The 21,720-nt window shown below is 65.2% G+C and carries 9 protein-coding genes and 2 pseudogenes; 2 read left to right on the top strand and 9 right to left on the bottom strand.

Annotated elements, in window-relative coordinates:
* Positions 1-72 precede the first annotated feature (72 nt).
* From FHU36_RS08640 to FHU36_RS08660, 5 genes are read right to left on the bottom strand one after another with little or no spacing between them, the layout of a single operon-like run.
* Complete coding sequence (locus FHU36_RS08640; protein WP_185083221.1) at positions 73-279, bottom strand: hypothetical protein; 207 nt, start codon at positions 277-279, stop codon at positions 73-75.
* Positions 276-2,423: an AAA family ATPase gene (locus FHU36_RS08645; protein ID WP_185083222.1), complete on the bottom strand. Its 2,148-nt coding sequence runs from the start codon at positions 2,421-2,423 to the stop codon at positions 276-278. Before FHU36_RS08645 ends, FHU36_RS08640 begins: the two co-directional genes overlap by 4 nt.
* Complete coding sequence (locus FHU36_RS08650; protein WP_185083223.1) at positions 2,416-6,639, bottom strand: Eco57I restriction-modification methylase domain-containing protein; 4,224 nt, start codon at positions 6,637-6,639, stop codon at positions 2,416-2,418. Before FHU36_RS08650 ends, FHU36_RS08645 begins: the two co-directional genes overlap by 8 nt.
* The gene (locus FHU36_RS08655) at positions 6,636-9,476 is read right to left on the bottom strand and encodes a DUF8741 domain-containing protein (RefSeq protein ID WP_185083224.1); all 2,841 of its coding nucleotides are present in this window, start codon (positions 9,474-9,476) and stop codon (positions 6,636-6,638) included. Before FHU36_RS08655 ends, FHU36_RS08650 begins: the two co-directional genes overlap by 4 nt.
* Entirely contained in the window at positions 9,473-14,569 is a 5,097-nt protein-coding gene (locus FHU36_RS08660) for a DEAD/DEAH box helicase family protein (RefSeq protein WP_185083225.1), read from the bottom strand. Before FHU36_RS08660 ends, FHU36_RS08655 begins: the two co-directional genes overlap by 4 nt.
* Positions 14,570-14,914: 345 nt before the next feature.
* Here FHU36_RS08660 and FHU36_RS08665 point away from each other — a divergent pair.
* A pseudogene (locus tag FHU36_RS08665) lies at positions 14,915-15,927 on the top strand (IS5 family transposase).
* Positions 15,928-16,073: 146 nt separating this feature from the next.
* Here FHU36_RS08665 and FHU36_RS08670 read toward each other — a convergent pair.
* Positions 16,074-16,502 (bottom strand): very short patch repair endonuclease, encoded by a 429-nt coding sequence (locus tag FHU36_RS08670; protein WP_312891494.1) that lies wholly within the window; start codon positions 16,500-16,502, stop codon positions 16,074-16,076.
* A gap of 207 nt (positions 16,503-16,709) precedes the next feature.
* On the opposite strand from FHU36_RS08670, the pseudogene FHU36_RS08675 reads away from it, so the two are divergent.
* A pseudogene (locus tag FHU36_RS08675) lies at positions 16,710-17,729 on the top strand (DNA cytosine methyltransferase); the annotation flags it as partial.
* 48 nt (positions 17,730-17,777) lie between these two features.
* Here FHU36_RS08675 and FHU36_RS43430 read toward each other — a convergent pair.
* The 3 genes from FHU36_RS43430 to FHU36_RS08685 are packed head-to-tail and all read right to left on the bottom strand — an operon-like array spanning position 17,778 to position 21,654.
* Positions 17,778-18,623 (bottom strand): DUF6339 family protein, encoded by an 846-nt coding sequence (locus tag FHU36_RS43430; protein WP_312891495.1) that lies wholly within the window; start codon positions 18,621-18,623, stop codon positions 17,778-17,780.
* Entirely contained in the window at positions 18,620-19,561 is a 942-nt protein-coding gene (locus FHU36_RS08680) for a hypothetical protein (RefSeq protein ID WP_185083228.1), read from the bottom strand. The genes FHU36_RS43430 and FHU36_RS08680 overlap by 4 nt, the downstream gene beginning before the upstream one ends.
* Positions 19,558-21,654, bottom strand: coding sequence for a helix-turn-helix domain-containing protein (locus FHU36_RS08685; RefSeq protein ID WP_185083229.1), 2,097 nt, complete (start codon positions 21,652-21,654; stop codon positions 19,558-19,560). The genes FHU36_RS08680 and FHU36_RS08685 overlap by 4 nt, the downstream gene beginning before the upstream one ends.
* Positions 21,655-21,720 lie beyond the last annotated feature (66 nt).

The raw sequence follows: 21,720 nt of genomic DNA on the forward strand, positions 1-21,720 counted from the left end.
CCGATTGAACGTGATCAGCACCCATCCAACCCGCAGGGACGCTCTACACGCCAACCCGGTGATCGTTTCCGGTCACAGCACTAGCTTCGGTGTCACCCACACCTCGACGTCGCCCACCCGGGCCACGCCAACCTTCCCCTGCGGAGCGAGCTCCCACAGCTCGGTATCGAAGGGAGAAGGACGCGCCTGAACGACACCCGAGTCCGCCAGCCGTCGTCCCTGCTCATGGCTGAGGCGCGCGACCAGCTGATCGTTCTCGGCAACGGTCAGACGCATCACGACACTGGCTGTTCCGGCTCGGCTTCAGGGGCGGCTTGGCGTACGGCTTGCCGGAGGGCCGGCAGGCGATAGCGGTCGAGAATAGCGAGCGGGCTGCCGTAATGCTGCTCGGCGAGGAGCGGGAGGATAGCGGTCTCCCACACCTCGGCCAGGCCGCTCTCGCGTTGGTAGATGCTCGGCTTCATCAGGTAGGACGGGCCGATGGCGAGGTCGTGGTCTTCGATGCGCGTGTTGAGCGCGTCGAGGATCTCCGGTGCGTCCACGTTGTGGACGGCAAGCTCGTCGTCGTTGCGCAGCCGTGCGAGCCATCGATCGAGAAGTCCCTGGATGGGAGCGTGAGACGGATGCAACTCCACGAAGCGGAACCGGCGCCGCATCGCCGCGTCGACGAGGGCGATCGAGCGGTCGGTGGTGTTCATGGTGCCGATGACGAAAACGTTGGGTGGCAGCGTGAAATCCGACTCGGCTGAGTAAAGGAGGCCGATCGCGTCGTCGCGATATTCCAGCAGGAAGTAGAGCTCGCCGAAGACCTTCGCCAGATTGGCCCGGTTGATCTCGTCGATGATGAGGATGTACGGGTCCGAAGGGTGTTGCCGGGCGGCCTCGACGAGCTGCCGGAACGGGCCTGGCCGTAGATCGAAAGCGAGCTGGCCGTCCGTTCGCTGGACCGGGCGGAAGCCTTCGAAGAAGTCCTCATAGGTGTAGGACGGGTGGAACTGGACGAGCTTGACCGCGCTCGGCTCGGCCAACTGCCCGGCGAGTTTGCGAGCGAGGAACGTCTTGCCCGTGCCGGGCGGGCCGTACAGGATGAGCTGCTTGTTCTCCCACAGGAGGTCGGCCAGGCGTTGCAGGTCCTCGCGGGTGATGAGGATGTCGTCGGCGAGGTCCTGGCCGATCTCGGGGAAGGACAGGGCGCGGACCGGCTCCGGCTCGGTCTCGCCGAGGGTGATGTCCAGAGCCGCGAGCAGTTCTTCGATCGCCGGGATGTTCTCGGTCAGTTCGACGACATCGGACTGGCTGTGCAATTTGGCGGGCAGCGGCTGCGGCAGGTGTGCGAAAGGCACCGGCTGGGTTTCGTTCAGCCAGTCGACGGATCGCCGGAGGTTGGATCGTTGGTCGGAGGAGGCGACGTAGGAGGCGCCACCGGCGATCACGCCGACGTATGCCTTGCCTTGGGTGGTCGTCAACACGTAGTCGCCCGGCCGCATTCGGTTGCAGAACGCGTCGAACTCGGCGAGCTTGGCTTCCCTTACCGCGTAGGACTTGTGCTGATAGTCGTCTTGGACGACTGTCTTAAGCTCGTCACGAGAGAGGGGGATCGGGATCTCTCGAAGGGTCGTTGCCGCAAGCGACGCAGAACCCTTGTGCAACCAGACCGGCACCAGGTCGCGCCCGTCCACCGATGATCCTCGGATAAGCCACGCCCGCCGCCCCGCAGGTACAGCGTCGGACGCCTGATGGATGTCGAGAAGGTCGCGCAGTACGTCTGATGTCAGACGGTCTTCCTGCCTGGCACGCTTGTCCGGGTTGACCTGAACGCCCTCTGCCGCCAGCCGCCCGAGCAGGTCGGTGCCACGGAAACTGGCGTTCACCATCCAGTCCGGTGGATGCGATCCGTCCGAATTAATCACACGTCGGCTGTTGGGAATTTTGACCTTGGCATCCGCCAAGAAGTGCGCGACTTCCTCACTGGTGGTCTCTGCCAGTTCGGCGATGTCGTCGAAACTGGTCCATGTTCCTGGGCCAACAAGCTCAAGTGCCCGCGCGATCACGTCATGGACGCCACTAAGAGATTCGTAAGCGCTTTTGCGGCGCTTATTGATCTCTTTCAGAAGGCGGCCACACTCGGCGCTGAGCTCCTCATCTGTGGGGTACTCCTCAAGCGCCGCGTGCCCAGCCTCGGTGAGGCTCCAGCCGCCCCGCTTGCTCATCCAGCCGACGTTGACCGCATCACCAGTGACGAAGCCGCGGATCGCCTGCCAGCGGGGCTCCCCACTCTTGATCAGCTTGCTCTCGTCGTCGTTCGGCGTGAACCTGCGCGCGTATTCCTCATACACCTCTACTGGAGGAATCGGATGTGCCCGGTCACAGAGTATTTCCATCGCCGTGCGAAGAATGAGGCCGTAGCGCAGATCGTCAGGCATACTCTGTGATCTCCTCGCGCTCACGCCTGGGATGACGCGAGCCTTCGCCGGGCGGGGGGTTAAGGATCGTCTGGAAAGGCTGGCCAGAGTTGATCGCGGCGCTCATCGCGTCGTAGATCTCCAAGATGGCCTTCTTGGTTCGGGCGAACTCCTCCGGCCGGGTGTTCCTGAAGGCGCGGAAGGTGTCCAGGATGTAGTCGACGTCGTCGCGGGCGACGCCGTACAGGTGGAAGTAGGCGGCGTCCAACTCGGCCCGGAGCCAGAAGCGACGCTCATCGTCCCAGCGGTACGGCGGGCCCTCGTCGAAGTGATCGCGTGCAAAGGGCTCCATGGCATACGAGGTGTAGGCCAGCTCTAGAACCCGCAGTCGTACCCATTTATCGAGGCGTTCATGGAGGTTCCAGGGGCAGGGCTCCTCATACGCCGAGGGCGGCAACACGGGGAGTTGCTTGAAGTAGTTCTGGGTGTAGTTGGTCCCCGCCATCTTCTGTCGCCCAGAAAAGTCAAGGACGAGAGAGGAAAGGTTGGCGTAGAGGAGGGCGGGAGCTGCGGCTCGCGGGACAAGGAGGGGGAAGCTGTGGGCCACCCCTGCCATAGGCAACGCACTACAAATCAATGTCCGCATGTCTACGCTGCGGGCGATGTTGCGCCAGCCGAGCAGCCACTCACGATCCCAGCGGAGGACGCGGCGAGTGTTCCGCGTTCCCTCGGATGAACGAAGCCTGGCCTTTACTTCTTTCTCGGGTACCCAGTACTGCGGGATCGCGACAAACGCCGGATCATCTTTGTCGGCAGCGGAAGGACGGGGAAGGGTACCCACGTTAGCTTGGGCCTCGGTCTGGCCCTCGTAAGTGCCAAACCGATCGTCAAAGTGGTGCAGCATCTTCGCTTCATACAGCGGCAACAGTCGTTCGCCGGCGCGGACGAGGGCGTTGCCGTCGAACTCCCAGCCGTCATTGAGCATCTGCTCCAGGGTCTCCCCGTCGGCGGCATTCGGCCGGAACAGGTTCGAGTCATTGGCCATGTGAAGCATGGCCAGGAACGACAGCCCCCACGGATTGATCCCCTCCCCGCCACCCGCGGAGTCGCGCCAACAGACGGGGACCCGTCGGTAGATACCGACGGTGATCTCGGCGTTTCGCTTGAAGTCGAAGACTGGCAGGGTGCCGGTATTTGGGTTGAGGAGGGTGATGTCCTCGGGAGTGAGGGTGAAACGACGGTCCGCGATCTGCGGGACTTGCCGGAGCCGGAACGCCAGGTGGATTCTGCGCTGCGGCGCCCGCCGGCCCGTTCCGCTCCACAGACAAAAGCGGAAGGAGTGGTGGACGTTCTCGAAGAGCTTCTCCTCGTTCTCGAAGTCGTAGAGCGAGGCGAGGGTCTTGCTCTCCACCAGGTCCTTGAAAAAGAACTGTGTGGTCGCGTCGGTGGCGATTCCGGTGGGTAGCACCATCCCGACCCGTCCGTCACCGGCGATGGCCGTGCGTCCGGTCTCGGCGAATACGGCGTAGGTGTTGATGTCGCCGCGTCCGGTCAGCGGGTAGCGGCCGGATTCACGCAAGAACAGCGTCTGGCCCTCGGCCTGCCGCAGCTCGCCCATGAACTCCGCGTACAGGGCACGGTCGGCTTCTTCCTCGCTGTCCGCGAGCGCGGCGATCGCTTTCTTCCGCGCGGCGGCGTTCTTGGCGTTGGCGATGTCCTCGTCGCGGGAGGCGAAGAACTCCTTCTCCTGGATCTTCACCCGTTCCCATGGCGGGTTACCGATGACGCAGGTGAAACCGCCCTCCCAGCCGGTCTTCCCGTCCACCGGCCCGCCGTCGGAGACCCGGAACAGGTGCGGGAACTCCACATGCCAGTGGAAGAACCGGTAAGCCTTGGCCAGCTCGCTCACCCGAGCGGCAACTCGCCTCCGGCGGTCATCGGACTGCTCGCCGCCGATCCAGTCCAGCGTGGACTGAGTGATCGCACTGGTCCTCGTCTCCGGGGTGAGCTCCTGAACGAAGGCAGCGCACCAGGCGTCAGCGACGCGCTTGGTGGGCAGCCGTTCCGCGTCGATCAGCCGCAGCCGCCGCCGCTGCACGGCCGCGGCGACCAAGTCGTCGGGCAGGGCCGTGACGATGGCCCGGGTGTCTCTGGCGAGCCGATCGTTCGACCGGTTCGCCTCCTCATCGAAGTCGAAGAGCGTGTCGGCGAACTCTCCGCGCTTGGCGAGGGTCTTCTCCGTCTCACTCTCCTTGGCCACCGCGGCGGCCACCTTCTTGTCATCGCCCTCGATGGCCTTGAAGGCCTCCTTCGGGATGCCGAGGTCGATGAGCGCCGGGGTGGCGCCCAGCAGCGAGTTGCCGACCCGGATGTTGGTGTCCAGGAACGCCAGCGGCTTGCCGGGCTCGACCGATTCGATCCACAGTGACACCTTGGCGAGCTCGACGGCCATCTCGTTGAGGTCGACTCCGTAGATGCAGCGGGAGACCACCTCACGCATGGCATGCCGTACCCGAGTCGGAGACGGCTCGTCCTCACCGGAGCGGATCTGCGCGATACGGCGGGCGATCCGGTGCGCAGCAGCCACGAGGAAAGCCCCGGACCCACAGGCGGGATCGCAGACGGTCACGCTCAGCAGCGCCCCAACCTTGCCCTCGACGGTGTCGGCCGACCCGGCCGCTTGGTCCAGGACCGGATCGAGCGTACTGTCGAGCAACGCCTCCCGCAGCGACGTAGGTGTGTAGTACGAGCCGGTGGTCTTCCGGGCGCTGCCATCCGCTTTCCAGAGCGTGAACGTCCGGTCAGCGGTATCAAGATCGACGTGGAACTCCAGCAGCCACTCATAGACGCTGCCCAGTTCCTCCGAGCCGAGTTCGCGGAAGTTGGCCGGCCTGCGCTGGATGCCCGTGTCGACGACGGCGAGGTGCCGGATGGCCTTCAGCAGGTGGGTGTTGTCGATCCGCATCCCTTCCAGGGGCGCGTCCAACTCGTCGGGGAGGCTTCGGTCCAGCCGGGTGCCGTCGGGCAGTTCGATGATCCGCTCGAACAGCCCGCCGAGGCCCGGAACGGCCAGCTCGGGTCGGCCCCCATCCTCGCCGAGACCACGCATCACGAGCTGAACGGCTTCCCACAGGTCATCGTGATGATCCGCGCCGCCACGGATTGCCCGATCACGCAGACGGTGGGCCGAGAAGTAATCGGCGTAACGCTTTCGAGCGGCGAGGATCTGCTTGCGCTCCTCAACCAACTCCTCCTCTTCCGGAATCGGCAGGAGCAGCACGTCACGATCTTCGGCGATGAACCAGAACAGCAACCGATACACCAGCCGGAGCAGGGCGCGGTTGTAATCCTCTTTGCTGAGCCGGTGCACCTTCTCCTGGGTCCCGATGCCGAGCCCGGCCATCGTGCTGCGGCCCTCCAGGTGCTTCCGGAGCCGATCGTTGGCCGGGTGACGGAGAAAGCCGGTGCCCAGGGTATGGATGGCTTCCTGGACACCCTTCTTCAACCGTGCGAGCACGCGATCGCCGGCCTGGACGGCATCGGCTCGCCAGAGCTCCAGCCAGCAATCCGCAGGCGTCTTGTCTTCAGGTACAGCGAGCCGCGTGGCGTGCACGAGCCGGTAGAGCAGCACGAAGTCGGCGAAGAGCTGCTCCTCGAAGATCAGCTCGAGGTCGAACTCGACATAGGCGGAGCCTGCCAGCGAGCGAGTGTCGCGGAGGAGCCGCAGCTTGCTGCCGTTGGAAAGCACTGCCCACAGGTGATCGTCGCTCCGATTCAGCAACTCCTGCACCATCGACTGTGGCGCCTGGGTGTTGACGCGGGCGGTGCGGTGGTCGAGGTCGACATTCCAGCCGACCAGATGGATGGGCACCTGCTCGAAGCGATGGCTAACCGGGTAGGTGACGTCCTCGACGGTGATCCCGCCGCCCGGCTGGAGCACCCCGTAGTCGAGCTGCCGCAGTAACGGGATCAGCCACCGGTCGCGGGCACGCGGGGAACGCCCCTCCTGCCGGGCGCGCTCTCGCTCCTTGGCGAACTGGGCCCAGGCGTTCTTAAGGTAGTCGAACGCGCGGGCCGCCGCCTCGCGGACGTTCTCATGTGACAGCAGCCCGTAGGTCTCCGGTTCGCGCCCCGGCAGCGCGTTCTCGCCCTGCCGGGCGTCCATGACCCGCTCGAACAGGTCGGCGGAGAGCAGGCCGCCGGCCGTACGGAGAGAGGGGTAGGGGGATCTACTCATCGGGACACCACCGGCAGGTAGACATAAACGCCAAGCAGATCAACCGGCTTGTTGGCGGCAACCTGGATCTTGCTGAGGCCACTTTGACGGGACGCCTCGCGGACGCGGCGATGCGAGTCGCGAAGCCGTTCGGCCATGGCGTCAGCTTCGGCGTCCAGGGCGGGGCGCAGTTGTGAGAGGAGTTTCGGCAGGCCGTCATCGCCGGGAGCGAGCAACCGGTCGAGATCGTCACGGGCCAGGTCGGGCGCGATGTTGCCGCCGGGCGTCGCCTTCAGGAGCGTGTCGACCTCTTCCGCAGGGAGCCACTCAGGATTGTCCGGGCGCCCGCGAAAAGCCAGTACGCGCGCTTCTTCGGCCACGAGAGGGCGGGCGCCGTCGTGGCCGGGCAGGGTCAGATGCATCCGGAACCGGGTGAGCAGCAGGGTCGTCCGCCGCTGCACGGCGCTCGTTCTCATCACGCCGCATCTGCGGGCCGGCCGCGGGCCCGGAGTCTTCGCATCCAGCGCGCTGTCGAGCACGTAGCGGGCGATCGCTCCGACGCTGGCGTCGGTGCGGTCCAGATGCGCGTGTCGGCGAGGAACCGGCAGGTCACGGTGGAACGGCAGCGGCTGCGCCTGACCTGGAGGCAGCGCATCGCGCAGACCAAGGGGAAGAGTAGCCGTTACGGCCGTGAAACCGTCTGCGGCCTCGACGAGTGAAGAGCCGAGCGCGTCGAGGGCCTCGCGGACAAAACCGTCGATCTCTGCGGGTGAGCCGAGGCTGGCCCGGACTTCCGCCAGCTCCCTGGCTACCTCATCCGGCTTAATGCCGGCCTGGGCGAACTTGGTACGGGAGCGCCGCTCCCGCTCGGCCGAGTTCTCCCACTCGGTGTGCAGGTTCGTCGCGCTGAAACCCTCCAGCGGGAGTTGCTCCCAGCTGTCGGTATTGGAGGTGAGCAGTTCCTCCATCAGCGCTTCAACGAGCTGGTTGGAGAAGTTCGGCACGGGCACGCTGACGCCGAGGCTCTTCCTGATCTCCTCATGCTTGCGGATCAGGACCCGCATGACGATCTCGTCGATGAGATTGTCGGCACCGAGAATCGTCACCGCCCGGACGATCTCGGCAGCCTGGCCGAACCGGTCGACCCGGCCTTCGCGTTGCTCATGGCGGGTGGGGTTCCACGCGAGGTCGTAATGGACGACCGCCTGGAAGGCATCTTGAAGGTTGACCCCCTCGGACAGGCAGTCGGTGGCCACGAGCACGTGGCGCCGCTCCACCGCGCGAAGCTCGTCGATCCGCGCCTCCCGTTCGCTGGGCGGGAGCGTGCCGGTGACGCAGGCGACCTCCGCCGCTCCGCTCAGGCGCTCGCGCAGGTGCGCGGCGACGTATTCGGCGGTGTCGATGAACCGGCAGAACACGATCGGGTCGAACCCGTCCGCCAGCAGCGCTTCCACGACGTCGCCGACCTTGGCCAGTTTGGCGTCCTGCCTCCCGGCCAAGGCGTCGGCCGCCTTGGCGAAACGCAGCAGCCTGGCGCGCTCGCTCTGATCGTCTTCATCGAGGTCGTCGGCGCCGGGGATCACATCGACGGACTCGGCAGCCTCGTCATCGTCGGTGTCCAGCACCGTCGAACGGCCGATCCGGTCCGCCTCCTCCGGGGTTTCCTTACCCGCTCCCTCCGCACGCGTCCGCAACGTCGCCGCCGCCGCGTTGGGCGAGGAGGCGAGCGCTCGCATCAGCGCCAGCACCGACCAGTAGCGGACCCGCTGCCGCAGCTGCCCGCGCGAGGCGTCGCGGACGGTCTCCCGCGCGTAAGCGAGGACCTGGCGCAGGAGCTTGCGGTAGTCGTCGGTCAGGTAGTAGCGCTCCTCCCGCGTCTCACGCCGCTGAGGGAACTTGGTGTCCTCATTGAGATAGTCCTTGATGTCACCCCGACGTCGCTGGACCATGTGCCGGGCGAGCCTTTCGCGGCCCTTGGCGTCGTCGAGGTTCAGCGCCGGCAGCTCGGGGTCGAGCAGGCCGATGAGGTTGCGGAATCCCTCATCCTTGCCACTGTGCGGAGTGGCCGTAACGAGGATGAGATGCCGATCCCGATCGTCGGCCAGTTCACGGATCAGGTTGTAGCGCCTGGTTCGACCGCCAGTGGAGGTGCCGTCCGCGACGCAGGTGTGCGCCTCGTCCACGATCACCAAATCGCGGCAGGAGGTGACGAACTCCTTCATCCGGGTCGGAGACTTGATGAAGTCGGTGGAGACCACGGTGTGCTTGTAGAAGTCGAAGATCGACTGATCGTCGTCGACGATGTTGCGCTGCAGCCGCTTGACCGTACTAGGCAGCACCAACTCGGCGTCGATGCGAAACTTCGTCGCGAGTTCTTCCTGCCACTGTTCGGCCAGGGCAGGACTGCACAGCACGGTCAGCCCTGTCGCGCTGCCCTGGGCGAGGAGTTCGGCCGCGATCAGCGACGCCTCGATGGTCTTGCCGATGCCGACGTCATCGGCGATCAACAGCCGGACCGTCTCCTGCCGCAACGCCATCAGCAGCGGGACCAGTTGGTATGGCCGGGGTTCCACGGCCAGCCCCGCGATCGACCGGAACGGCCCCGCCGTCGCGCGGAACCCGATCTGCAAGGCCGTACGCAGCAGGCCGGCGCTGACCGCGTTGCCGGCGTCGTCGGCGCTCGGTGGCGGAAAAGTGGCCTGTGCGACCTCCTCGACCTGGGTCAGGATGCCGGCGACCTCGTCGTCTCCACCGCCGAGCGGACGGACCACCAGAAACGTGTCACTGGAGCCCGGAAGCACCACCCAGTCGCGGTTGCGGGCGCTCACAAGCGTTCCTGGGCTGAAGACAGTGGTCAACGCGGCTCCCTGCGACTGGTCCCGAAGACGCTCGGATATTTCTTCACGATCTGCGCATAGTCCCCACGGTAGGGAACGCGTACGACGCTCCAGCCGAGTTCGCGGAGTTCGTCCTCGGCGTCCTCGTCCCTGCCGGGTGAGGCGCCGTTGTCCGGGCCGTCCACGAACACGGCGACCTGGCCCGGATAGACCATCTCCGGGGTGGCCACCCCGAGGTCCACACTCAGCTCATCCGGAGCCCGGTATTCCCACTCCTCCAACCACGCGACAAAGGCGTGCACCGGATCGTTGAGTTCGGCGGCGTAGCGTACGGGCTCCCAGATGTCCTGAGGGGAAGCCACCGGCGGCTCGGGCACGTCCGAGAGCGACAACGCGAGCAGCAGATCCCGGGCGAGGTGACGATCGATCAGATCGTGGTAGGCCTGGTTGCCGAAGGAAAGCAGGCAGTCGTAACACGCCTTGGCGCAGCGCTCGTTGTTGACGGCCCCACCCGTGTCCTCGCCGGTGGCGACGTCGAAGTGGGCGATCTCCAGCGCTTTCCGTGCGGCCCGTGCGAGTGCGTCGGCCTCCATGACCAGTCGCCGTAGCACGCCCGCGCCACCTTCAGAACTCTCGATGAACAGTGCCCGGCCGCGGTGTGCTTCGTCAGGGAGCAGTTCGCTGGTGAGCTCGCCGTCCTCCAATTGGAACTCGGCCTCGATGCCCCGCTCCAGCGCATACATGAAACTGATCGCAGCCTCGTGGCTTACGGAGCCGAGCATCCGGGTGACCAGGATGTTCCTTCGATCCTCGACGTAGGGAATGACTTGCTGCTTGGCTTGAACGAGCGAGGCGTCATCCAGGCGATGCAGGTCAGGGGTGAGAGCGTCCTTCTCCGACAGCCAGCGCCCGGTCTGCACGTTGATCCAGAAGCCGTCGCTCGTGTGCCTCTTGCGTCCCATGTTGGTGACGCGGACTGTGGCGGTGTCTCCATAGGTGAGTTCCAGGAGCGGTGCTGCATCCCGCACTGCTTTGGCATCCAGGCGGCCGGGCCGTACGCCGTGGTCGTTGAAGCGGTAGGAGGTGACCAGGTCGTAGCCGGCGCGGCGGCGTTCCTCCTCGTCTGAGGAGATCCGGTCGCGTCGAACCGTCTTGACGGTCTGCAGCCGCAGCAGCCGGTTCATGGTCTTGCCGAGTAGTCCATTGCACGAGTCGCAGACGTCGGTGCCGACGACCGCCTCGTGCAGATAGCCGCAGAACTCGCAGCGCCGTGCGGATCGGGTATCCAGCCCGCCGCCACCCTGCTCGTTGGGTGCGAGCTGCACTTCCTTGACCTGATACCGGGAGCCTTCGTGATAGATGAGGGCGTCGGGTCCGAACTCACGGATCGCGATGAAGCGGGGCCGATGGATAAACTCGACTTCGGTGCTCTTTCCTTTACGGGCGGCGATGTAGGCGCGCAGCGGAAGCCGCGGGAAAGAGTAACCGGGGAGGAACCCTTCCGATGCCAAGTATCGGTAGGAGTAGAAGTCGGTCTGGAAGTCTTCAGAGTCCTCGTTCCTGAGCAGCTTCAGCTGGTTTTCTGCCTCACGGCGACGGATGATGGCCCCTTCCCGGGCCCCCTTGCTTGTGGAATGGTCGCCGATGATGCGGTGCTGTTCCTCCCGTTCGGCCTGCGCCGTCCGATACAGCTCGCGCCAGCGATCGAAGGCGGCGTTGAACGCCGCCGGAGCATCCTGAGCAGCCCGGTCGATCCAGTCGTCATGCCACCACGAGGTGATCTTCAGTTCTCTGACCCTTTCGGCCAGCACGTGTCGGGCCCGCTCGGCGGCCCGGAGCTGGGCCTGCGGGTGCGCGGCTGCCGCAGCAACGTCTGGCAGCAGCGGGAAGCCGGCCTGATCGACGTCGAGAATCTGCGAGATTGAGCTGTCCAACGGCAGCTGAATCTCAGCCAGCCAGATCGCGTTGACGTGTGAACTGATTAGGTCCTCGTTGGTGAGGTCCAGCCGCGGCGCGGCTACCGACCCTGCCACCATCTGATCGCGATGACGGAAGTAGTACTGGTCGTGGGCATATCCGGAAGCGCAGTACGTCACGACCAGCGCTGGCTGCCCCGATCGGCCCGCTCTACCGGCCCGCTGGGCGTAGTTGGCGGGGGTTGGCGGCACGTTCCGTAGTGCGACCGCGTTCAGGCTGGCGATGTCGATGCCCAGTTCCATCGTGGGTGAGCAGTAGAGCACCTGTAGATCGCCTGCGCGGAACTGCTCCTCGCGCTGGGCGCGAACCTCGTTCATCACCTGGGCGGTGTGCTCACGTGCTTGGAGACCCGCGAGCTGAGCCGCCTTATCTGTGTAGAGGCGTTGGAAGAACGGATTGATCCGCGGGCCTTTTTCGGTGGCGACGTGTTTTCTGATGCGGTCCACTGCACCGGCCTTGCCGTCACCGAGCCGCCACACCAGTGCGGATGCCTTCAGCTGATAGCCATCCCTGTCCATGGTGAGCAGACCGCAGCGCTCGGTCACCGCGAGCATGTCGCGAATCATCGCGTGCGCATCGTCGCGGGTCAGCCCGGAGTGTTCACGGAGCAGATACTTGCCGTACGCGCCGAACCCGGTGAGATACAAGTCCTTGCTGGAGCGCAACCCGCCATGACTTCCGGCTCGCGGGTAGGCGATCGGGGCATATACGACATTCTCCGTTGGCTCCATCGCCCACGGGTCCTTCAGGTAATGCCGACTCTCTTCCTTGATCTGGACGAACCCCGGCTCGGTAAGGCAGTCGACGTCGATCGCCAGCACGCGGCGCAGCTCGTCCAGCAAGGTCCGCAGCAGTTCCTCACGCAGCTCCGGCGCGTCATCGCGAAGCGCATAATGGACGCCATCCCATAGATCCTGGGCTGCGGCGATCTCCGGAAGATCGAGGTAATCCACCGTGAGCAATCCGGTTTGCTCCAGATTGGGCATGGTGATTCGCCAGCCACGCTCCAGATCAAGGTAGAGCCGGTAATTGACCAGCTGGCGGAGCGCCTTCCAGGTGTTGCGCTCAGCCGAGAATCGGGCCTCAGACTTTTGCGCGAAGTCCGCAAAGCTCAGATTGAGCGACTCGGTTACCTTCTGCGCGATCATCTCGTGGGTCAGCCCATCCGGACAGTCCTGGAGAGCCCGATAGAGGGCACCACGAAGCTGGACGACTTGAACGAAGTCATTGAAATGACCGGCCTGAAGGCTGGCATCCTGCCTGTTGTCGGTGAACGCCAGCAGCTTGCGCTCAGGCCTTTCGAGGTTCGCGTCTTCACGCAGAGTCCGGACCACCGTCGAACTGATCACGCTGGTGGCCGAGCTGCGCCCCTCCACCGCGAGCGACCCCAGCTTGGCGAAGTCGCTACCGCGCACCTGCTCATAGGAGGTACGACAGGCCAAGCAGAAGGTGAATGGAGCGGCGATGTAGGCGGCTCGCGTCCCCCCGTCAGCGATGTGGCCGTTGGGCGCCACTGTGACAACCTTCGGCAGGTACTTCTGTTTAGCCGAGATTACGCCAGGCGAGCCGTCCTTCCGGGTCTCCACCCATGACTCCGGCACCCGCTGGTCATCGATGGCGACCTCGACCGTGTCAGGCCAGGGGAAGTCCGTCGAGATGTAAAGGTAGCCGTCCTTCTCGTCCCCCGTGGTGTCACTGTCACGCCGTGACGTGAAGCGCTCGTCGACCCTTCGGACGGTCAGATACTCCTGGCCGCACTCCCGGCAGAAAGAGGCAGGAACGAGGATGTGATCCTCCCTGCCCGGCTCTGGCACGACGGTCTGGTATCGGCTGGTGATGTACCGGTCAGCCTCGGATTCGATGCTGAGATAGACGTCATCCCCTTTGGAGAGGAACTGGTGCAGCCGGAAGGCGAACACCGGACGTTGCGTGCGAGGATGCGGGATCGAGGCGCCGAGTTTGAGAATCTCCTGGATCGCGATGGCGCAATCCTCGGGATCTTCATTGACCGACTCCGCCAGCTCAGTGGCAGCTTCCGCAACAGTTCGCGGTCGCGGAGGGCGAACAAGCTTGCCAGTCTCCTGGTCAGTCACGACGCCAAACTGCGCCTCCACCCAGGCAGCGAGCGGATCCGCGATGAAGGATCCATATTCGGGCTCGGGCAACTCGAGCCGGGTTACGTGAGTTGGATCCGCGGTAGTAACACGTTCCAAAGTCTCGCCAATGACGTGCGCGCGGGAGACTGGAACACCGAACAGCCGGCTAGCTGTTTCGGCCACCTTGGCACGCCGGGAGTGCTCGCTACCCTCGGTGGTCATCGTCGCGGACGTTCCGACGCACTGGATCTCGGCCGCCTCGCAGGCTTCACGCACTCGTCGGACAAGCATCGCGACGTCAGCACCCTGCCGGCCACGGTAGGTGTGCAGCTCATCTAGGACGAGCCAGCGCAAACCGCGTGCAGCAGTGATCAGACTGTCCCGCTCGCCCGGCCGGGTGAGCACCAGATCGAGCATGACGTAGTTGGTCAGCAGGATGTCTGGCGGATCGGCGAGGATATGCCGCCGCTCTTCCATCTTCTCTTGGCCGGTATAGCGGCGGAACGTGACCGGTTCACGGCCGGGGCCGTACCCCTCCTTGAGAAACTTGTCGAGCTCATGGACCTGGCTATTGGCCAGTGCGTTCATCGGGTAAACGATGATCGCTTTCACGCCTGGCTGGTAGACGCCCTCGGCCTTTTGTCGCAGGATCCAGTCCACGATCGGCACGATGTAGCTCAAGCTCTTGCCGGACCCAGTACCCGTGGTCAGCACATAACTCGCCCCGGACCTGGCGATTTCCACTGCCTCACGCTGATGCCGGTGGAGGTTGAGAACCTGGCCCGTGGAATCGGCGGACTTGCCGACGCGGAAGATGCGTTCACATTCCGCGACGAGGAGACGTTGCTGAACGAGCTCGGTGACTGATCCACCAGGCTCGAAGTTTGGATTCAGCGCCAGGTAAGGGTCAGGCCACTGTTCCCCGGCGGCCAGCCTGTCGCGCACATGCTTCTTGATCCGCTCGTCTTCGATCTCCGTGAAGCCAGCTGTGAACGCAGCGTAGTCTGCGATCAGCTGCTCGTGAACCTTGAAGACGTCCATCCCGCCCGTATTCTGCGATCTTCGAAAACTCGTGGAGGAGCACTCTAATGGTCATGAGGCCGTGGAGCGAGGCATACTCAACCCTGCATCCTTCTTGTTATCACGGCTCGATTACCCACCGTTACGCCCGTACGCAAGCGATTTGGCCACACCAACCTGTCTCGCGAGGCCATCAAGCACCGGATCACAGCAAGGATTAGGGCCGAGGTTTCGGCCTGGCCCGCGCCAGGTATCACAGCAGACCAACACTCTCCAGCACCGCGGTCGTGCCTTGCAAGGAGCTGTTTGGGATTCGGATCTTGGTGGGGTCGGTGCTGGGCTGGCCGTGACTGGTAGAACTCGGATGTGGCGCGCTTCGATGTGACCGATGCCGAGTGGGCTTTGATCGAGCCGCATCTGCCGGTGGCGGCTACCGGGCCGCTGCCGCGGCGGGTGCGTGATCAGTTCAATGGGATCTTGTGGCGGTTTCGCACCGGATCCGGCTGGCGTGACGTGCCGGAACGGTACGGGCCGTGGTCCACGGTCTACTCCCGGTTCAACGGCTGGGCCAAGGCCGGGGTGTTCCAAGGGCTGATGGACGCATTGATCGCCGAGGCCGCATCGCGTGGACAGGTCGGGCTGGAGCTGGTCAGCGTGGACTCTACGATCGTGCGGGCGCATCAGGAGTCGGCCGGGCTGGCGGTCGCCGGGGAGACCCTGGATGCGCTGGAGCAGGCGCTGACCGAGGAAAAGGGGGCTCCGCTGCCGGAGCAGCCGCCGGTGCTGCGGGTGATGCGCCCGAGGCCACACCCGAGGCCGGCGCGTCGCCGCCGCACGAGCGCGCCGCCGTTCGGCGACGCCGCAAGGCGCGGGCGAAGGCTGCCGCGCTCGGCCGATCCCGGGGCGGGCTGAGCAGCAAGATCCATGCCGCGGTCGATGCCGCCGGGCTGCCGCTGGTCTTCGTGCTCACGCCCGGCCAAGCCGCCGACTGCCCGCGATTCACCACTGTCCTGGACAAGATCCGCGTGGCCGGACCGGTGGGCCGGCCACGGACCCGCCCGACGGCGGTGGCCGCGGACAAGGCCTATTCCTCCAAGGCTAACCGTGCCTATCTGCGCCGCCGCAGGATCGGCGCGGTCATCCCGGAGAAGAGCGACCAGCAGGCCAACCGGAAGAAGAAGGGCTCAGCCGGTGGGCGGCCTGCCGCCTTCAATCCCGAGCGCTACCGGCAGCGCAATACCATCGAACGCTGCTTCCAGAAGATCAAGGCCTGGCGTGGCCTGGCGACCCGCTACGACAAGGCCCCGGAAAGCTACGAGGCCGGGCTCTACCTCCGGGGCTCGATCCTGTGGTTAAGACTCCTCACCTCAACCACATGATCCGAACTCTAAACAGCTCCTAGACCTCCCGAACGACATGCCCATGTTCGAGGCTCTTGAGGAGCACACCAGGGCCTGATCTGATCCAGGGGTAAGCGGTCGGCTGACCCGAGAGCCGATTGTTTCGGTGAGCATATCGGTGCAGGTCAGCGCTCTGCGCGTGCGCGCGCGACTTCCTCGACGATGCGATCGACCGCCTCGGCCGGATCCTCGTGCTCCCAGATACGGACAACCCTCCATCCCGCCTGCCGCAGGTGCTCGTTCGTCGTGACATCCCTGGCGATGTTCTTCGCCAGTTTCTCGGACCACCACGTGTCGTTCGCAGCAGGGCGGGAGGCGTGCTCGGGGCACGAGTGCCAGAAGCATCCGTCTATGAAGACCGCGACCTTCGCTCGCGTGAAGGCTATGTCGACCGACCGGCGCTTCGTGCCGGGTATCGGCCACGCGACCCGGTACCGCAGGCCGAGGGCGTGCAGGAGCTTCCGCACGGAGATCTCAGGCCTGGTGTCCCTGCGGCGCTGCTTACTCATCCGCTCCGACACACCGGCCGAGCTGGGGAAAGGGATGGATGCCACAGCCGAACGGTATATCGCGTCCGCAACTCCTGACGCAAAGGTTTGTCATGAAGAGCGAGCCCCCTACCCTGGCGCGCTCTTCTCGTGCGGGACTCCCACGGTTCTGCAGGTCGTCGTAGGTGTCCGACTGTCACTCAGGCCACTTCACCCTCACGGGTGACGGATGGCCGATAATCGCACAGTCAGAGAACCGCAAGGAGGATCTTCATGGTCAGGCAAATCCGGACGATTGACCTGTTCTCGGGTGCAGGCGGCCTGGCAAAGGGATTCGCGATGGCAAGGTGTGGCTTCAAGACCGTCTTCGCGGTGGAGATCGACCCGGATGCTGCGATGACGTTCAAGCACAATTTCAGGTGCAAGGTCCACGTCGGTTCCATCACCACGGTGCCCGAGTATCCTGAGGCCGATGTGATCATTGGAGGGCCTCCCTGCCAGGGGTTCAGCCGGCTGGGTCGTGATCGCAGTGACGAGAGCCGCGCCCAGATCAATGAGTTGTGGCAGGAGTACATCGAAGCCGTCCGTCGTGTGCGGCCCAAGGCGTTTGTGATCGAGAACGTGCCGGAGTTCCAGCGCTCGCCCCAGTTCGAACGGCTACTTGAGCTGATGGACACGGATGAGGACTTCAGCGCCTACGCGTACAACTACGGGGTGTTGAACGCCGCCGACTACGGAGTGCCACAGAACAGAAGGCGAGGGATCTTCATCGCGGTCCGCGATGTTGCCGAAGTGGCATGGCCACCACCTCCCACGCACGGGCCGCGTTCCATGCACGAGACCCCTTACAGGACCGTTCGGGACGCCATCGGCAAGCTGCCCTCCATCCCCATGGGTATCGAACTGGAGGAGGATCGCGTCCCGCAGAACCTTCATCTCGGCCGCAACCTCACGCAGTTGTCGATAGAGCGGTTCAAGGCGATACCGCCCGGGGGCAACAGGTTCGACCTTCGACGAAACCGCCCCGACCTAGAGCCCAAGTGCTGGGCAAACAAGCCCTCGGGCACCAACGATGTCATGGGCCGACTTCTGTGGGATCGTCCGAGCGTCACGATCCGCACCGAGTTCTACAAGCCCGAAAAGGGCCGTTACCTGCACCCGGATCAGCACCGCCCGATTACTCACAGGGAAGCTGCACGGCTCCAGAGCTTTCCGGACAACTTCTACTTCGTAGGCAACAAGCCCTCCATCGCCCGTCAAATCGGCAATGCCGTACCCCCCCTCCTGGGCAAGGCGTTGGCGAAATTCGTCCTCGAGATCGCCTTCGCCCGCCCGGACGACTCAGCGATCACGTCCTCGGACAGGAGCTTCGTCGTACAGCCTGGCGAAGAGCGCGACCAGCTCGTGGATCGCCGCGTGAGACACCTGACCGTCGTCGGGCCCGTCGGGAAGCGCGTCGTAGGGGACGAAACCGTTGTGCCCTTCGTCGATCCAGTCACGGTAGGCGTCGGGGTCCTGCCCCACGTCGGGTGCTAGAGCTTCGTAGACGAGGGTGCTGCCTGCCGCGTTGACCGCTTGGGCAAGAGCGTTGACCTCTCTACCGGTGGCGGCCCTGCCGTCCGAGACCAACCGCAACAGGGCCTGGGCGACGGGACGATGGAGGATCACCCTCAGGCCCAACACGGTGTTGAGCACGTCCTGATTGCCGCAGGCCACAACCACGGGACGGTAGTCAGGGCCGTCGCGGAACAGCTCGGCGGCCCACCACAGGCGGGCGAAGGCTTGCGTGTCGAACGGTCCGACGAATCGAGCCTTGTTGATCGATCGGACCTGTCCGTGCTTTGGGTTGCGTCCGGGATGGCGCCAGACGACGTAGTCGGACGCAACTCGCATGGCGAGGTAAGCCCATAGACCCGGGTCCGCCGCCTCCGCACGGGTGAGCCGAAGGGCGGCGTGCAACCTCGGCGCCAACCAGGCGTCCGCCTGGGTGGGTGGGTTCAACTCGAACCTCTTGAGCGCCTCCTCGATCAACTGCCGTACCGGCTCGGCAGGCCAGGGCGCAGGCGTGCAGACCTTGTCGATGGCGACGATCGGCATGGCCTCTCGTCGTTCCAGGACGGCCGTCGACAGCAGTCTCGTCGCGACCTCCACCTGAAGGTAGGCGAGCCGATCGGGTGCGGCGCTCACTGCTCCTCCTCATGTCCCGTGCGGTGCAGCGCGCGAATGAAGGTACCCAAGGTCGCGGGCATCCTGGCTTGCTTGGCCGCCGCGTGCAGGACGCGGGAGCGCAGCTCTCCTCCCGACGCGCCGGCCAGCTCACGCAGCGCGTCCTCAGGAGAACAGTCAGGGAACACGTCGGGCAGCATGCGGCGGAGGACAGAGCCACGCCACCCGACCGGCCACTCCGATCCGTCGACCTGGTCTGCCGCCGCGTCGAAAAGCACCGACCACATGTCCATGGCGATGCGAGCAGCCAAGGCATCACGAGCTGCACGTTCACTCTGCCGCGTGCTTTCGAGCAGCAGGCGCAGACCTTCGAATCCGCTGTTGAGATAGAGAACGGGCGGATCGCCGGTGGTGTCGATGGCCCAGGGGTCACTTCGGTAGGCACGCAGCCAGGGATGGCGGTCGTCGCCGAAATCGACCCACCGAGTGGTGACGTCCTCCCGCCTGACGGGGGTTCGCGCCTGTACGTCGATCGTCCACGGGGAGTCCACGGCACCGATCAGGCGCCCGGGAATGTCATCGACCGTAGCGACGAGACATGCGCCCAGCTCGGCACGTCTGCCGTGGTGGTCCCGCCGGAGCTCGACATATCCCACCCATTCGCCCGGCTCCACCATGCGCAGCCGGACGGCCGAGTGGGCGTTGGTGCGACGTTCGGTCAGCATCGCCACGCAGGACATGCGCCCCCACGGCCCCGTTGCAAGTTCCTGCTCCGGGCCCCGGACACGGACGGAGAGTCGCGCGGCTCTCCAGTCGGGGCGCTGGATGTCGTGCAGAGCTACCGCGCGTTCGATCGGCGAGATCATGTCGATCGGCACAGGAAGGTCGTCCAGCCACGCCCCGTCCACGGCCAACGTGACCTCGCCGAGCACGACCTGGTAGGGGAATATGCCCTTCACGACACCCCACCCCGCACCCGGACGAGGTCGACCTCGGCCATGGTCAGTTTCGCGTTCACCGGGTGGCTGGTCACGTCGCTCACGCCGACGAACACCGCCGATCGGGCACCTGGGGTGCACATTAGGTCACCATTTGCCGTCTCACAGTTCCATTCGGGGTCGATCCTGGCCCATTCGGCCTCGGGCCTCGGCCCCGAGCGAGTGGCGAAACGGAGCAACGGCCGCAAAATCCACGGGTCATCGCGCGGCGGGAGCTTGATCTCGATCCGGACGTGCCAAGCGCCGTGCTCGTCGACCTGCCCGGTCGCGCTCCTGATCGTCGGATATCCAGGACTCCTCGGCGGTGTCATCGGATCGAGTTTGAGCAGGTCTCGCAGGACTTTGGGGGTCGCGACCGCGTCCAGGTCGGCCTCCGTCGGTCGCACGGTCTCCCGCACGAGGTCGAGCATCGCCTTGCGGAACTCCCTGAGCCGGGTCACAGCTCCGCGGGCATAGGTAGAGGTCAGATCTTCGGTCGGCTTCCAGTCGTTGTGCTCAGGCGGCTCGGCCGTCCGCAGGAATGCCTCCGCCGAATCGGCATCGGCCCCGATGGAACCGGACGCGTGCCCCGCCAGCAGCACGGCCTGGAAACGACGCGCACCGAGTGGGACGTCGGTAACCGGTCGCTCCACCACGCTCATGCGCGTGCCGCGCATGCAGACGATCCGGTTCGCACGCTCCTCCTCTTCGGCGGCCGGAGTGACGAGCAGCACGGCGTCGTGCTGGATCGGTTGTGCCCGGGCTCCGTCCTTTCTGGGCGGGATGAACAGGGGTACGGGGACGGCGACGACGTCGTCGGCGGACACAAGGACGGAGGTGGTCTCGTTGTCGAGGAACGCCCGCACGGCACGTGACCTCGCCGGCTGATAACGATGCGGATCGACGCGTTCCTCCGGCACGACGACCTGCTCGTCGCGCAGCGCCTCCACGGACGCCTCCAGCACGGGAGAGGCTCCGCGACCCGCGACCATGGAGGCCCAGAAGCCGTCCGCCAGAGCCTGGACGAGTGTCGCGTGCATCTGCTCCAGAGTCACTGCCTCGCCCGAGGGGTCGTGCGCCCCCACGATGAGAAAGCTAGTGCCGGGGTCCGTGCTGCTGCGGGCCAGATACAGCTCCTTGACCGTCCGCTCTCCCGCCCACCAGGACCGCGCCGCGCCTTCACGATGCGGATCACGCTCACCGAGCCAGGCGGGGCCCGCGAACTGACGTCCGCCCACCTCGTGCCAAGGCAGGTCGATGCGCCCGACCAATCGACGTTCTCGGCGGCCTTCGAAGGGCTCGGACAACGTACTGTTCGCGATCACCATGCCGAATCTGCTCGTGCCCCAGAGCGTGGCCTTACCCAGACCGTACGAGCCACCTGCGGTGCCGCTGCTCTTGTGGCTGTCCAGTTGTCGGCGGATCACCGCGGCGAAGCGGCCGTCTTCGTACTCGGGGCCGGTGAGCCCATTGGCGTTGTAGTCGTCGATACGAAGCAGAAGCAGACTTCCGCTCTCCCGGAGCTCGCGTAGGCCGTCCGCCAGTACTCGGCCCACCTTCTGCCCGGCCTCCGCGGCCGACTCGATGTGCGGGACGAGGTCGTCCCAGCGCACTGCTTCCTGAAGCCGGCGCAGGCGTTCACCGGTGAGCTCGTGCAGGATGAACCGCACCCGAACCGGGACATTCGGATCGTGCCGCTCGTCCAGGGAGTTCTGCGTCGCTTCCCGGGTGAGAATCGCCAGGCTGGAGTCGAAAGCGAAGGCGGCCGCGTTCCCCAACTCGCGGCCTCCGTCGGCATGGGCCGGGCGTAGGTGCCATCCGACGAAACCCGCCGAGTCAGGTGCCTCGTCCCTGGTGACCGAGGATCCGGTCGCAAGACCGAGAACTTCCTCGATGGCATGGATCTTCTCGATTCTCGGCACTGCACGGCCGGTGATCCAAGCGGACACCGCGGCCCGGGTCACGTCCAGGGCCGTGGCCAGTTCCGACTGCGTCATGCCCTTGCGCCGCAACTGTCGACCGAGCCAAGGGCCGAAGTCTTCTGGGTCGTCGGCGGCACTTGGGCTGTGCGTCATCCGTGGCTCCTTGTCGCCCGAGTCGTTTGACACCCAGAATACCGCGTCAAACGAAAGTTGACAGCG

The sequence above is a fragment of the Nonomuraea muscovyensis genome (genome assembly GCF_014207745.1).
Classification (GTDB): Bacteria; Actinomycetota; Actinomycetes; order Streptosporangiales; family Streptosporangiaceae; genus Nonomuraea; species Nonomuraea muscovyensis.

Excerpts from the sequence above, each read along its gene's own strand:
- FHU36_RS08660 (WP_185083225.1), bottom strand. The coding sequence starts at position 14,569 with ATGGACGTCTTCAAGGTTCACGAGCAGCTGATCGCAGACTACGCTGCG.
- FHU36_RS08685 (WP_185083229.1), bottom strand. The coding sequence starts at position 21,654 with ATGACGCACAGCCCAAGTGCCGCCGACGACCCAGAAGACTTCGGCCCT.
- FHU36_RS08650 (WP_185083223.1), bottom strand. The coding sequence starts at position 6,639 with ATGAGTAGATCCCCCTACCCCTCTCTCCGTACGGCCGGCGGCCTGCTC.
- FHU36_RS08645 (WP_185083222.1), bottom strand. The coding sequence starts at position 2,423 with ATGCCTGACGATCTGCGCTACGGCCTCATTCTTCGCACGGCGATGGAA.